The sequence below is a fragment of the Streptomyces sp. NPDC085927 genome (genome assembly GCF_044540975.1).
Classification (GTDB): Bacteria; Actinomycetota; Actinomycetes; order Streptomycetales; family Streptomycetaceae; genus Streptomyces; species Streptomyces hirsutus.
Map to the genome: position 1 here is coordinate 153933 of NZ_JBITSN010000002.1, position 13715 is coordinate 167647.

Below are 13715 nucleotides of genomic sequence, written 5' to 3' on the forward strand. Positions count from 1 at the left end.
GTCGGGCCGCCCGGGCCGTGTCAGGGTCGGTCCGGGCGCCGGGGCCGGCAGGCCGGTGTCGACTCTTCGGCAGGCCATTGCCCGGGTGGGTCCGGATGGCTAGCCTGTGTGTTCGTCATTCCGATCGCCTGTTGATATCTCGAACGGGCTGAGACAGACAGGGAGGGGCCGGTCGTGGGACGTCTCGTACCAGCCGTGACCCGGGCTCTCGACATTCTCGAGCTCTTCCTCGACGGGGACGGGACGCTCTCCGCACCCGACATCGTGCGCAGGCTCCAGCTGCCGCGCACCACCGTGCACGAACTGGTGACCACGCTCGCCGCCCGGAAGTACATCGTCCCGGTGGCCGGCCAGCCCGGCCGCTACCGGCTCGGCGTACGCCCGTACCAGCTCGGCGCCCGCTACGCCGAGCACCTCGACCTCGCCGCCGAGGGCCAGCAGGTGGCCCGGTCCGTCGCCGAGACCTGCGACGAGACGGTGCACGTGGCGATCCTGGAGGACACCGACGTCATCTACATCGCCAAGGTGGACTCCACCCACGCGGTACGGATGGTGTCGGCGGCCGGCCGCCGGCTGCCCGCGCACTGCACCTCCGTGGGCAAGATGCTGCTGGCCTCCCTCCCCGAGAAGGAACTCGCCGCGCGCCTGCCCGACGACGCCGAGCTGGCCGCGATGACCCCCAACAGCATCACCGACCCGGCCGCCCTGCGCGAGGCCCTCGCGCGGATCCGGGCCCGGGGCGTCGCCGTGGAGAGCCGCGAGTCCAACCCGGACGTCAGCTGCGTGGCCGCCCCGGTCCGCGACCGCACCGGACAGGTGGTCGCCGCGCTGTCCATCTCCGTACCGATGATCCGCTGGAGCGACGACCGCCTCGCCGAGCTGGAACAGCTCGCGGCCAAGGGCGCCGACGAACTGTCCGAGCGCCTCGGCCACCGGAGGACGCCATGACGACGACGCGTGACGGTGCCTCCTACGAGGTGGCGGTCCGGGCGGAGTCCGCCCTCGGCGAGGGCCCCACCTGGGACCCCGCGACCGGCCGCCTCCTGTGGATCGACATCCTCAACTCCCGGCTGAACGGCTACGACCCGGCCACCGGCCGGCGCACCCTGCGCCGCGGCGAACAGCACGTGGGCGCGGTCAAGCCCCGCGCGGGCGGCGGCCTGGTCCTCAACCTGCGGGACGGCATCGGCCTGCTCGACCCCGACGACACCTTCCGCTGGCTGCGCCACGAGCCCGTCCCCGGCCGCCGCGGCAACGACGCCGCCGTCGCCCCCGACGGCGCCCTGTGGGCCGGCACCATGCGCTACGACGAGGCCACCGGCGGCGGCACGCTCTCGCGGGTCACCGGCGACGGCACCGCCGAACTCGTCCTCGACGACGTGACGGTGAGCAACGGCACCGGCTGGAGCCCCGACGGGCGCCTGATGTACTACATCGACACCCCCACCCGCCGTATCGACGTCTTCGACCACGACGCGGACACCGGCAGGGTCACCGGCCGCCGCCCGCTGGCCGAGGTGGAGGACGGCGCCGGCTTCCCCGACGGCCTCACCGTCGACGCCGAGGGCTGTGTGTGGGTGGCGCTGTGGGACGGCGCGGCGGTACGCCGCTACACCCCGTCCGGCGCACTGGACCGGGTGATCGAACTCCCGGTCCCGCGCGTCACCGCCTGCGCCTTCGGCGGCCCCGGCCTGACCGACCTGTACATCACCACGGCCCGGGTGGGACCGGCCCCCGCGCCGCCCCTGGCCGGCTCGCTCCTGGTCGTCCCGGGCGCGGGCGAGGGCGTCGCCCAGCCCGCCTTCGCGGGCTGACGCACGGACCGGTCCCCTTCCCCGCCCGCCCGCTGCTCAGACCTCCGTACGATCCAGCTGCGCGAGGACCTTCTGCTCGCCCGGGGTCATCGGCGGCCGGGTCGACGGGGGCAGCGGGGAGCCGGCGACGGTGGCGAGCACCGTGGCCGGGTGGAACATCCGGGCCGGGGACATGCGCAGACCGGTGACGCCCCAGAGCGCCGAGGCCGCCGGGTACGAACCGGTGGCCGCCCGCGTGACGCGCCGCGTGTACGCGGAGAGGGCCCGGTCGGCGGTGGTCGGCGCACCGCCGCGCACCCCCGGGTACAGCACGTCCTGACTGACCGCCATGGACCAGGCCGCCTCCGCCACCCGTGCCGCACCCCGCTGCACCCGCCGGGCGAGACCGGGCGCGCCGAGGTCGCCGGCCACCCCGTTCAGCTCCCGGCCGAGGACCCGCGCGCCGAACGCGGCCACCGACATGCCGTGCCCGTACGCGGGGTTGAAGGTGGCCAGCGCGTCCCCGAGGGCGACGAAGCCGTCCGGCCACCGGGGCGCCTTCTCCAGATACCGCCGCACATTGCTCGTCGACCGGCTCAGATGGATGTCGGTGAGCGGTTCGGCGCCGGAGACCAGCCGGCCCACGATCGGGTCCGGCAGGTCGAGCATGTACCGCAGGAAGCCCTCCGGGTCCGCGGGCGGCTCACCGCCGCGGGAGCCGCCGCAGCTCACCAGCCACCGGCCGCCCTCGACCGGCATGACCATCGCGCTCCGCGCCGGCCGGGAGACGAACGGGTTCGCCTGCACGATCGTCAGCGGGAACCTTTCCGCACCCTCCGGCACCCGGTACAGCCGCGTCGCGTTGACCAGACCGGAGTCCACGGTCCGCTCCCGGATGCCGGACACCCCGAGCCCGTCCAGCCAGGTCACGACCCGCGTACCGCGTCCGCTCGCGTCGACGACGAGGTCCGCGTCGAGCTCCTCGTCGCGGATCGCTTGGCGGTTCTCCCCGCCGCCGGGTGCCGCCACCCGTACTCCGTGCACCCGCCCGGCGGACCCCGTCAGCCCGGTCACCGCCGCCTTGCGGATCTCGACCGGCGCGTGTTCCAGCACCGCGGTCCGTATCACCCAGTCCAGCAGCGGCCGGGTGCACGTCAGCATGACCGGTCCCGCGCGCCGCCATCGTCTCAGCCAGCCCTCGGAGGTGAGGGCCAGCATGCCCGAACTGAGGGACACCTCGTGCGCGCCGGCGGCGAGCAGCCGTCCCCGCGGATCCACGCCCGGCAGCAGCTCCTCCATGGCGTCCAGTCCGCCCGGCATCAGCAGGTGCGCGTGGTGCCCCTGCGGCAGGCCCCGGCGGTGCTCGGGGCCGTCGGGCAGATCGTCGCGGTCCAGCACGATCACCTCGTCCGCTCCGGCGTCGGACAGGGCGGCCGCTGCCAGCATGCCGGCCAGTCCGGCACCGATGACGACAGCTCTACGCGACATGGGGCTCCTCGGGTTCTGCCATGGGTCCAGCCATGGGGTTCGGCCCCGCGCCGTCGGGCGCGGGAGGCGTGTGGGGTGCGATGGGGGGAGGGCGGTCCCGGTCCAGCGCCCGGGCCAGTTCCACCAGCCCGCTCGTGCCGGAGACCTCGGTGGCGTGCAGCCGGTAACTTCCGTCCGTCTGGGGCGGTTCCTCGCGGGCGGCGGCCCGGCGCGCGGCGTCGGCGAGCATGGCGGCCTCCGCCGCCAGCCGGGCCTCGTGGGGGGAGCGCCCGGCGGCCAGGGCGTCGTCCCGCGCCCGCTCACGGACGCGGTGGTCGAAGTACGGCGCCAGCGCGAGCAGGGCGTCGTGGATGGAGACCTCGCGCCACTGCAGCCGGACCTGGGGGAGCTGCCACCAGTCGGCGGGCGGCTTGGGAGCGGTGGACGCCGACCGTACGAGGCACCACAGGGGAGCCAGCCGCCGGTGGTCGAGCAGTCCCCGCCACTGGGCGAGCGCCGGGGGCAGCAGCCTCGGCAGCACGAAGCCCGCCGAGCACAGCACCGCGCCCAGCGAGGCCATCGGCGGGGCGACATCGGTGGACAGGAAGTCGAGGTCGTGCCCGTTCCAACGGGCCACGACCGCCGTGTACTTGGTCAGCTGGAAGCCCACCACGTCCAGCAGGGTGCCCAGCAGGATCAGCCGCAGCCCGGTGCGCAGCAGCCCGGTGACCTCACGGGCCCACTTCAGGCACACGGCGCACATGACCAGCATGGCCGCGCTGTGCCCGAGCAGGTACAGCAGGATCATCTCCCGCATGAACGGGGTGTTGGCGTAGTACGTGTCGAGGTCGGTCAGCCGTTCGGTGCCCGCGTCGGCGAGCGCGAACAGGACGACGATGGCGAGCACCAGCAGCCCGTACGCGGTGACGCTGCGCAGCACCATGCGCCGCACCAGCTCGCGGGGCCCGCCCCGCCAGTTGATCAGCAGGACGAGCGCGGCGCAGCTGTACGCGGAGAGCATCCCGTAGGTCAGCGGCGCACCGAAGTTGGGGACGCCGGTGAGCTCGTTGACGGCGGCCAGGGTCGCCGGGGCGGCACAGACGAAGACCAGGGCGGCGAGCGCGATCGCCACACAGGTGGACAGCGTCAGCGGGTCGCGCAGGGCGGTGCGCGGGCGGCGCCGCACCAGGACGGAGGAGATCCCCAGCATGAAGGCGGCCAGGTACACGACGAGACTCATGTCGCGGTGCCTCCTCGCGGCGCGGGGTGCCCGGCACCGCCGGACCGGCGGGGCCGGCCGCCGCGGGCGTCGCGGTTCATACGGCCCCCGTCGGTGCCGGGGGCGCCACGGCGGAGGGTGCAGGTTCCGCCGGCGTCACCGGCGCGGCCTGCGTCACCGGGGCGGCCGGTGCGGTGCCGGCCAGGGCGTCGGCGATCCGGGCCAGTCCGGCCGGCCCCGGGATCCGGTCGAGGAGCCGTCCGGTGCCGTGGGCCGGCGGCGGACGGCGTCCGGGCGCGGCCTCGTCCCGGACCGCGGTGACGATCACGGCGGCCCAGGCGGAGGCTTCGGCCCACTCGGGATCGGCCGTCGTCCTGAGCGCGCACGCGCGGGTCCGGTCGAACAGGTCCCGGTCGAAGTAGGCGTCCAGGTGGCTCAGCGCGTTGTGGATGCTGGTCTGGCGCCACACGAGGAGGGCGGCGGGAGAGGCGAGCCGGGGCCGGGGCAGCCGCAGCGTCCGCCGGACGAGCAGGTCGTCGAGCGCCCGCTCCAGCGGTTCGAGCCGGGCGTACGTCCGCCGGGCCCGCCCCCACCGGGCCACCCGGGGCGTGGCCAGCGGCACCAGCACCCCGACGACCGTCAGCAGCGCGCCCAGCCCCGCGGCGGCCGGGGAGACGGCGGTGCCGAGCGCCGCCCAGTCCCGGCCGGACCAGCGGGCGGCCACCGCGACGAGCTTGGCCACGCTGTAACCGGTGCCGCACAGCGCGCCCACTCCCATCAGCGTCAGGCCCGCCCGCAGCCCGCCCCGCACCCGGCGCGCCCAGCGCAGCGACGTCACCGCGGTCACGGTCACCGCGATGAGGTGCGCGACCAGGTACAGCACGATCATCTGCGCCAGGTACGGGGTCGTCGCGTAGTAGGTGTCCAGGTCGGTGCGGCGCTCCACCGGCGCGTCCCCGAGGGCGAAGGTCACCGCCACCCCGGCCAGGACGCCGGTGTAGGCGAGAATCCAGCGGCGGGCGGTGCGGCGCACCCCGGACCCGCCGCGCCAGTGGACGACGAGGACCTGGGAGGCGGCGCCGTAGGCGATGATCGCCGCGTACGTCAGCGGTGCCGCCAGGTTCGGCACCCCGCCGAGGCGGTTGATCGCGCCCACCGTCGGCGGCGCCCCGAGGAAGAAGCAGAGACCGGCCAGCCCCAGCACCGCGCAGATGGAACGCAGATACGGATCGCGCCGGTGCCGCAGCAGGTCCGGGGCCCGCACCAGCAGGCCGAGCCACAGCGCTCCGCAACTGACGTAGTTGATCAGGCCGTTCATCGTCTGGTCCCGCGGTGGTTGAGTGCGGCGCCGATGCGTCCGGCGAGGTCCTGCGGTTCGCCCGAGCCGCCGCCCCCGGCGGCGAACACGGAGTCGGCGGAGGCGTCCATCCAGGTGCGCAGCCGACGGCCCATCAGCATCCCGAAACGGTCGGCCTCCTGCTCCTCGGCGAGGCTGAAGTCGGTTCGGGCGGCCATGGATTGACGGCTCGCCGGATCGGTCACCGGGCGACCGCCGGATCCAGCTTCCGCTTCCATCCGCCGCCGGTTCATGTGCCACACCTCGTGGCAGAAGATCACGATCTGGTGCCACGCGGCTGCCCGCTCGTCCACCACCACGTCGTCGTGGCCCTCCCGCTCCAGCCACAGGCCGCTCGCGGTGTGCGGCGGGAACGCCGCCCGGTGGACGAGGACTTCACGTCCCCGCCAGGCGCCGACGGAGGCGACGAGTGCGTCGAACAGGACCTCGGGCTCGGCGGGCACCGGCACCCGGATGGGCTCGATGAGCGCGTCGGCGAGACGACGCATCTCCTTCCTGGTGCGCACCGCTCTCTCCCTTGTTTCCCTGTTCCCCCGGGTGATCTCAAGGCCGTTCGAGACTACGCGCCGTGAGGGTCCACGTCATGCGAACAGGTGTCCCGTCGGCCAGGCCCCGAGATCTTGTCCGAAGCATTGACGCGCCCGCGCCCGCCCCTTACGGTCCGTTCGAAGTTACGGGCGCCATTCGATATACCGAACATGCCATCTCGGGTATCCCGACGCACCCGCTTCGGATGCCGTGCACACCTCCCACGAGCACATCTCCTACGAGGCACCTCTCCGACACGACACCTCGACAGATGGGGCAGGGCATGGGACGACCTGGCCTGAATCGCAGGCACTTTCTGGCCGCGGCGGGCGGCCTGACGGTCGCGGGCAGCTTCGGCTTCGCGGCTCTCGGAACCGGCGCGGACGCCCTGGTCTCCGACGCCGGCACGCGGGTGCGGTACTGGAACCTCTTCAGCGGCGGCGACGGCTACAACATGATCGCGATGCTGGACGCCTTCCGTGAGGACAATCCCGGCATCGGCGTGAAGGACTCCACCCTCCAGTGGGGCAGCCCCTTCTACACCAAGCTCGCCATGGCGGCCGCCGGCAACCGCGCACCGGACCTCGGCGTCATGCACCTGGGCCGTGTCACCGGCTTCTCGCCGGGCCGTCTCCTGGACCCCTGGGACGTCGGCCTGCTCGCGGAGCACGGCGTGAAGGAGGCGGACTTCAACCCCGAGGTGTGGAAGCGCGCCGTCATCGGCGGCAAGCTCTACGCCCTGCCGCTCGGCATCCACGTCCAGCTCTGCTTCTACCGCAAGGACGTGCTGGGGAAGGCGGGCCTGCTCGACGCCGACGGGCGCATGGCGCCCGTGACGTCGGCCGACGAGTGGTTCGGCGTGCTGAAGGAGGCGAAGAAGGCCACCGGGAAAGGGCTGCAGACCATCGGCCTGTGGGTCAACGACCAGAACTTCCAGTGGTGGTTCTTCGCCGCCTTCCACACCCAGCTCGGCGGCACCTGGTTCGACGACGCCAACACCGAGGTCACCTTCGACACCGGCAAGGCCGTCCAGGTCCTGGAGTTCCTGCGGCGGCACATTGGGCGTCGTGATGACCGGGCTGATGATCTCCCCGGCCGTGCTCGGCGTTCCCCTGTTCACGACGGTGCAGCAGATGGGCATGGTCGACACCCACTGGGGAATGATCCTGCCGCAGTGCGCGCCGGCCGCGATGGTCTACATCCTCTACAAGTTCTTCCAGGGCGTCCCGCGCGAACTGGAGGAGGCCGCCTTCATCGACGGCGCCGGCCGCTGGCGCGTCTTCCTCACGATCATCCTGCCGCTGTCGCGCCCCTCGCTCGCGGCGGTCGGCATCTTCACCTTCATCAGCTCGTGGAACAACTTCCTGTGGCCCTACATGGTCACCAACAACCCCGACCTGATGACCATGCCGAACGGCATCGCCACCGTCATGAACTCCTACGGCATCCAGTGGGCCCAGCTGATGGCCGGCGGCCTCATGGCGGGCCTGCCGCTGATCGTCGTCTTCGTCTTCTTCCAGCGCCAGATCGTGGCGGGCGTCGCGCACACCGGCCTCGCCGGCCAGTGACGCCCACCGCCGCACCGGCACCCGTACCGGCCCCGCGGACGCCGGCGAACCCCCGAAAGGAAAAGATGCGTACCGCCCGCTTCACCCTCGACCCCGCCTTCACCGTCGGCCCGGTCGACCCCCGGCTCTTCGGCTCCTTCGTCGAACACCTCGGCCGCTGCGTCTACACCGGCATCCACGAACCCGGCCACCCCGCCGCCGACGCCGACGGTCTGCGCACCGACGTCCTGGACCTGGTCCGCGAACTCGGCGTCACCGCGATCCGCTATCCCGGTGGCAACTTCGTCTCCGGCTACCGGTGGGAGGACTCCGTCGGCCCCGCCGGGGACCGCCCCCGCCGCCTCGACCTGGCCTGGCACTCCACCGAGACCAACCGCTTCGGCCTGTCCGAGTACATCTCCTTCCTGCGGAAGATCGGCCCGCAGGCCGAGCCCATGATGGCCGTCAACCTCGGCACCCGCGGGGTCACCGAGGCGCTCGAACTCCAGGAGTACGCCAACCACCCCGCCGGTACCGCCCTGTCCGACCTGCGCGTCGCGCACGGCGACAAGGACCCCTTCGGCATCCGGCTGTGGTGCCTGGGCAACGAGATGGACGGCCCCTGGCAGACCGGCCACAAGACCGCCGAGGAGTACGGCCGCCTCGCCGCCGAGACCGCCCGCGCGATGCGCCAGCAGGACCCCGGCGTCGAACTCGTCGCCTGCGGCTCCTCGGGCCGGTCCATGCCCACCTTCGCCGCCTGGGAGGCGACGGTCCTCACCGAGACGTACGACCTCGTCGACCACGTCTCCCTGCACGCCTACTACGAGCCGCACGACGGCGACCTCGACTCCTTCCTGGCCTCCGCCGTCGACATGGAGTCCTTCATCGAGAACGTCGTCGCCACCTGCGACCACGTCGGCGCGAAGCTCAAGTCCACGAAGAGGATCAACCTCTCCTTCGACGAGTGGAACGTCTGGTACATGTCCCGCTGGCAGGAGCGGGCGACGGCCTTCGCGCAGGACGACTGGCCCGAGGCGCCGCGCCTGCTGGAGGACAACTACAGCGTGACGGACGCCGTCGTGTTCGGCTCGCTCCTCATCGCGCTGCTCCGGCACGCCGACCGGGTCAAGGTCGCCTGCCTCGCCCAGCTCGTCAACGTCATCGCCCCGATCCTGACCGAGCCGGGCGGCCCCGCCCGGCGGCAGACGACGTTCTTCCCGTTCGCGCAGGCCTCCCGGTACGGGCGCGGCGAGGTCCTCGACGTCCGGGTGGACTCACCGACGTACGAGACCGACAGGTACGGCACGGCCGACCTGCTGCACGCCACCGCCGTACGCGCCGACGACGGCACGGTCACCGTCTTCGCCGTCAACCGCAGCCGCACCGGGCCGCTGCCGCTGGAGATCGCCCTCGGCGGCCTCGGACTCACCTCGGTCGTGGAGCACACCGCCCTCGCGGACGCCGACCCCGACGCCCGCAACACCCTCGCCGAACCGGAGCGGGTCACCCCGCACACCGTCGGGGGCACGACCCTGACGGACGGCGGACTCGAGGCCGTACTGGAACCGCTGTCCTGGAACGTGATCCGGCTGGCGTGAGCACGCCGGGGCCGGGCCGGCGGAGGCGCGGGGGTCACCGTCCCGGTGACTCCACCGCCTCCACCGGCACTCCGCCGCGCGCCGCGCCCACCAGGGTCAGCCGCACCTCGCCCGGCCCCGAGGGTGTGGTCCCGTCGGAGAGCACGGCCAGGGCCAGTGTGTTGGTCCCCCGTGTGCGGAGGATCCCGTTCGGCAGCATGAAGGTGTGCTGCGGGCCCACGTCGTTGATGTACTGGCCCATGTTCCAGCCGTTGAGGAAGAGCTGGACGCGGTAGGCGCGTTCGGGGTCGTCCTCGAGGACGAGGCCGACCGACGCGTCCACGTCCGGGTCGACGTCGAGCCGGAACTCCGTCCGGTACCAGGTGACCCCCTGCCGCCGCCGGTCCTCGCGCGGCCGGTCCACGGCCTTCCAGGCGCTGCGGTCCCGGTCGTCGCCGTACCCCGGCAGGTGCCAGCCCTCGCGCTCCCCGTACAGGCCGCCGTTGTTCATCGCCCCGCGCACCCGGTCCGGTGCCCCGGCCCCCTGGATCCGCCAGCTCACCTCGGGGGAAGCCCCCGCGAAGCCGACGCCGGTCAGTCCACGGCCCGCCCGGCGCGTACCACGGCCGGCCGCCGGTTCCTCCGCGCCCGCCGTGTCCCCCTCCTGCTGCATCCGCCGTACGAGCACGGACAGGACGTGCTTGCCGCGCCCGCGCAGCTTCCCGGGCACGGGGAACGTCGCGGTCGCGGTCCAGGTGCCCCGGCCCGCGGTCTCCTCGTCCGGCACCGGCATCCGGTGCGTGCCCAGCGGTTTCCCGTCCAGCCAGGCCATCAGCAGCCCCTGGGTGCCGGTGCTGTAGGACAGGGACACCGACGTGGCGCCGCGTGCGTCCTCGAAGTGCCCCCGGTACCAGACGTCGCCGTAGTGGAAGCCGTAGTCGTCGGCGAACAGGACGGGCCGGCCCTCCGGTACGGGCGTGGTGCTCGGGGAGGCGGTGCGGTCGGCGGCCGTCCACCGGGCGTCGTCGAAGTCCGGCTCGGACTCCGGGTTCTCCGCCCGCCGCCGCCAGCCGGTGAGCTCGGGCAGGGACGGCGCGGGCGTGCCGGGCATCAGGCCCTCCATCACCAGGGACCCGGCCCTGCTGACCGTGGTGCGCACCGGCCGCCCGTTCCAGGTCACGGTGGTGATCCCGCGCGGCGCCCACACCTCCAGGCCGGTCTCGCCCGTGACGTCGCCGGTGAGGTGGACGGTGGAGCCGCGCAGCGCGGCCGAGCGCAGCAGCGGCGGGCCGTAGACCAGCAGCGAGCCGGACGGGGTCTCGTAGGGCCACAGCCGCTGGGCGGTCGCGTCGTCGGCGAACAGGAGCAGCATCGGCGTGTCGGAGTCGCCGCCCTCGATCAGGACCCGGCTCAGCCCGCCCACCCCGAGCGGCGTGACCACGTTCAGCCGGCCCCGGTCGTAGGACCAGGCGGGTTCGAGGTCCAGCCGGTTGGTGAGCGGCTGGACCTCGCAGTCGAGGACGACCTGCGCCGTCTCGCCGGCCCGGCCCACGAACGCGGCGATGTCCTGCCGTCCGACGGTCACCCCGAACATGGGCTGCGCGGTGGTGAACGCCAGCTTGCGCCGCCCCAGTTCGAGTCCGGTGGCGAGCAGCTTGGCGTCCCGCGCGCCGACCGTGACGGGCACGCCGACATCGGTGCCCGGCAGCGCCGACCTGACCTCCTCGGCGGAATCGTTGCGCAGGACGTACACCTGGGCGTCGGTGTCGGGGTTGGCCAGGTGGTAGACCTTCAGCCGGTCGTCCTCGGGGCGCACCGCGGGCGCCGGTTCGAGGCGGGCGAGGTCCGGCACGGTCCGCAGCAGATGCCCGAGCTGCTGGAGCGGGGCCAGCTTGGCGGTGGGCCGGCGGGCCTGGTCGACCGGGGCCCCGTAGTCGTACGAGGTGTAGACGTGCGGCGAGGCCAGCCACCCCCACGAGGTCCCGCCGGCCGCCACCCGCGTGGTGTGCAGGGTGATCCCGTTGGCCAGGCTGGTGAGGAGGCTGCTCCGCTCGTACGCCGGGTCCCACCTTCCGCGCACCTCGATGTACCCCTTGCCCCCGGAGGTGGCCCCGCCCCAGGGATCGGGCGCGCCGACGGCCGCCCCGGTGACGAACCCGGGGGTGCGCGCACTGGCCCGGGCCCCCGTCCCGCGCCTGCCGAAGTGCCCGAGATCGGCCGGCGCCCCACCGGGCACGGGCGAGGACTCGAACCCGTACAGCCAGCCGCTCTCCCCCTTCTTCGCGCCGGCGGGGAAGGAGCCGGGCGCCCACAGGCCGTCCGCGCCGCCGTCGTTGTGGAACAGCGGTACGTCGATCCCGTCGGCGCGCACCTTCTGGTAAAGGTGGGACATGTAGGCGCCCGCGCCCGCCGGGCCGCTCCCGCCCCGCCCCTCGTACCGGTCCTCGATCTGGTACAGGAGCACGGTGCCGCCGCCCCCGGTGAACAGGTGCCGGACGGCGATGGCGTCGACGGCGCTCAGCCACGCGTCCACGTGTCCCAGGTACGCGGGGTCCGCGGCTCCGGCCGCGCCCTCGGCGACCGTCAGCCAGCCGGGGAAGCCACCGGCGTCGAGGTCGGCGGTGCCGAGGTACGGCCCGGGGCGCAGCACGACGTACAGCCGCTCCTCGGCCGCCGTCGTGAGGAACAGGTCGAGGTCGCGCACCCCGGTGAAGTCGTGCTTGCCGGGCGCGGGGGAGTGGACGTTCCAGGGGACGGGGACACTCACCGCGTTGTGGCCGTGGGCGCGCAGCTTCTGCAGCACGTCCCGCCACAGGGACGGGCTCGGCAGCCGGAAGGGGTGCACCTCGCCCGACCAGAGCACCAGCCGCCGGCCGTCGACGAGGAGCGAGTGCCGGTCGAAGCCGACCTCGTGCCGCCTGCCGTCCGCGCGCGGCGGGGCGGGCGGCGGCCCCGTGGGCACGGCACGCGTCCGGTTCGTGCCGGTGGCCGCCCCGCTGCCGGCCAGCGCGAGGCCGAGCGCCGCCGTGCCGGCCAGCGCGGTGAAGGTACGCCTGCTGAGCTCCAAGGGAGCCGCCTCCTGGTGTGCCGCTGGTGCGGCCGCATGGGGCCGCGGGTGGTGCCGTCGGGTGGTCCTGGTTCCCCCGTGACGGGTGGTCCTGGGGGGCCATTGTCTACGCCCGGGCACCACGGTGTTCACGCCAGGTTCCCGGTACGTCCGTTTCGCCCGGTACGAGTGACGCGCGCGCGGGCTGTTCCCATCGCCCGTTCCCTGTGAACACCCGGCCGGCCCGGCGGGGGCGAATGGCCGGAGTTCACCCTGCCCGCGCCCCGGGGCGCCGCCTACGATGCGAGCGCTCCCGGCCTTCACATCCTCTCCATGCCTCCTTCACGAGGGCCGGGAGCCCGTGTGCCGACGCGTGCGGAAGCCCTCCGGCTTCTTGTCAGGTGCATGACTTTTCAACCATCACGTCCCACTCACCCCCCACTGGACCGACAGGGAGAACCATGGCTGGTGGCCTGCTCCTCAGCACCGCGGTGGCCGCGCTGCTCACCACCGCGACACCCGCGCACAACCCGTCGACCGGGTTCGTGGACCCGCCCCCGGACAAGATCGTCATCAAGGTCGCCACGGTGAACGGCTCCGGCTGTCCCCAGGGCACGACCGCGGTCGCCGTCTCCGAGAACAACACCGCGTTCACGGTGACGTACAGCGACTACCTCGCCCAGGCGGGCGGCACCTCCGACCCCACGGCATCACGCAAGAACTGCCAGCTCAGCCTCATCGTCCACGTGCCCCAGGGCTTCACCTACGCCATCGCCAGCGCCGACTACCGCGGCTTCGCCGCCCTCCAGCGCGGCGCGACGGGCACGCAGAGGGCGTCGTACTACTTCCAGGGCTCCCCGAACACGGAGTACCGCAGCCACTCCTTCGCCGGCCCCTACGACGACAACTGGCAGGCCACGGACACCACCGACTGGGCCCAGCTCGTCTACGCCCCCTGCGGCGTCCAGCGCAACTTCAACATCAACACCGAACTGCGCGTCGGCGTCGGCACCTCGTCCCCCGACAAGGTCAGCTTCATGACGATGGACTCCACCGACGGGGACATCAGCACGACCTACCACATGGCCTGGAAGGAGTGCCCCGGCTCCTGACGGGGCGACAGGCACGCCGTCCGCGCGGCCTGTGCGGCCCGTGCGGCCCGTGCAGTCTGTGTGGCT

At 73.3% G+C, this 13715-nt stretch carries 9 protein-coding genes and 2 pseudogenes; 6 read left to right on the top strand and 5 right to left on the bottom strand.

Annotated features, from left to right (window positions below):
* Positions 1-174: 174 nt before the first annotated feature.
* Together ACIF80_RS05605 and ACIF80_RS05610 are read left to right on the top strand one after the other, a co-directional pair.
* Positions 175-948 carry an IclR family transcriptional regulator gene (locus ACIF80_RS05605; RefSeq protein WP_399799750.1) on the top strand — a complete coding sequence of 258 codons (774 nt, stop codon included), beginning with the start codon at positions 175-177 and terminating at the stop codon, positions 946-948.
* Positions 945-1814: an SMP-30/gluconolactonase/LRE family protein gene (locus ACIF80_RS05610; protein WP_399799752.1), complete on the top strand. Its 870-nt coding sequence runs from the start codon at positions 945-947 to the stop codon at positions 1812-1814. The genes ACIF80_RS05605 and ACIF80_RS05610 overlap by 4 nt, the downstream gene beginning before the upstream one ends.
* 36 nt (positions 1815-1850) lie before the next feature.
* Here the strand turns inward: ACIF80_RS05610 and ACIF80_RS05615 are convergent, their stop codons facing one another.
* The 4 genes from ACIF80_RS05615 to ACIF80_RS05630 all read right to left on the bottom strand — a co-directional run bounded on the left by ACIF80_RS05615 (position 1851) and on the right by ACIF80_RS05630 (position 6342).
* Positions 1851-3281: an FAD-binding protein gene (locus tag ACIF80_RS05615; RefSeq protein ID WP_399799754.1), complete on the bottom strand. Its 1431-nt coding sequence runs from the start codon at positions 3279-3281 to the stop codon at positions 1851-1853.
* Positions 3271-4500 carry an MAB_1171c family putative transporter gene (locus ACIF80_RS05620; protein ID WP_399799756.1) on the bottom strand — a complete coding sequence of 410 codons (1230 nt, stop codon included), beginning with the start codon at positions 4498-4500 and terminating at the stop codon, positions 3271-3273. Before ACIF80_RS05620 ends, ACIF80_RS05615 begins: the two co-directional genes overlap by 11 nt.
* Positions 4501-4576: 76 nt before the next feature.
* Positions 4577-5797, bottom strand: coding sequence for an MAB_1171c family putative transporter (locus ACIF80_RS05625; RefSeq protein WP_399799758.1), 1221 nt, complete (start codon positions 5795-5797; stop codon positions 4577-4579).
* Complete coding sequence (locus tag ACIF80_RS05630; RefSeq protein WP_399799760.1) at positions 5794-6342, bottom strand: toxin; 549 nt, start codon at positions 6340-6342, stop codon at positions 5794-5796. The genes ACIF80_RS05625 and ACIF80_RS05630 overlap by 4 nt, the downstream gene beginning before the upstream one ends.
* Before the next feature lie 305 nt (positions 6343-6647).
* On the opposite strand from ACIF80_RS05630, the pseudogene ACIF80_RS05635 reads away from it, so the two are divergent.
* From ACIF80_RS05635 to ACIF80_RS05645, 3 genes and pseudogenes are all read left to right on the top strand, one after another.
* Positions 6648-7424, top strand: a pseudogene (locus tag ACIF80_RS05635) (ABC transporter substrate-binding protein); the annotation flags it as partial.
* Positions 7414-7932, top strand: a pseudogene (locus ACIF80_RS05640) (carbohydrate ABC transporter permease); the annotation flags it as partial. The pseudogenes ACIF80_RS05635 and ACIF80_RS05640, both read left to right, overlap by 11 nt.
* A 65-nt stretch (positions 7933-7997) precedes the next feature.
* Complete coding sequence (locus ACIF80_RS05645; protein ID WP_399801183.1) at positions 7998-9512, top strand: alpha-N-arabinofuranosidase; 1515 nt, start codon at positions 7998-8000, stop codon at positions 9510-9512.
* 34 nt (positions 9513-9546) lie between these two features.
* Here the strand turns inward: ACIF80_RS05645 and ACIF80_RS05650 are convergent, their stop codons facing one another.
* Positions 9547-12558, bottom strand: a complete 3012-nt coding sequence (locus ACIF80_RS05650) for a beta-galactosidase (RefSeq protein ID WP_399799763.1) — start codon at positions 12556-12558, stop codon at positions 9547-9549.
* Positions 12559-12998: 440 nt separating this feature from the next.
* Between ACIF80_RS05650 and ACIF80_RS05655 the strand changes: the two genes are divergently transcribed.
* Positions 12999-13649 carry a DUF4360 domain-containing protein gene (locus ACIF80_RS05655; RefSeq protein ID WP_399799765.1) on the top strand — a complete coding sequence of 217 codons (651 nt, stop codon included), beginning with the start codon at positions 12999-13001 and terminating at the stop codon, positions 13647-13649.
* Positions 13650-13715: the final 66 nt, after the last annotated feature.

Bases quoted from the DNA above. Each gene is read 5' to 3' on its own strand.
- ACIF80_RS05610 (WP_399799752.1), top strand. From the start codon at position 945: ATGACGACGACGCGTGACGGTGCCTCCTACGAGGTGGCGGTCCGGGCG.
- ACIF80_RS05615 (WP_399799754.1), bottom strand. From the start codon at position 3,281: ATGTCGCGTAGAGCTGTCGTCATCGGTGCCGGACTGGCCGGCATGCTG.
- ACIF80_RS05620 (WP_399799756.1), bottom strand. From the start codon at position 4,500: ATGAGTCTCGTCGTGTACCTGGCCGCCTTCATGCTGGGGATCTCCTCC.
- ACIF80_RS05625 (WP_399799758.1), bottom strand. From the start codon at position 5,797: ATGAACGGCCTGATCAACTACGTCAGTTGCGGAGCGCTGTGGCTCGGC.
- ACIF80_RS05645 (WP_399801183.1), top strand. From the start codon at position 7,998: ATGCGTACCGCCCGCTTCACCCTCGACCCCGCCTTCACCGTCGGCCCG.
- ACIF80_RS05655 (WP_399799765.1), top strand. From the start codon at position 12,999: ATGGCTGGTGGCCTGCTCCTCAGCACCGCGGTGGCCGCGCTGCTCACC.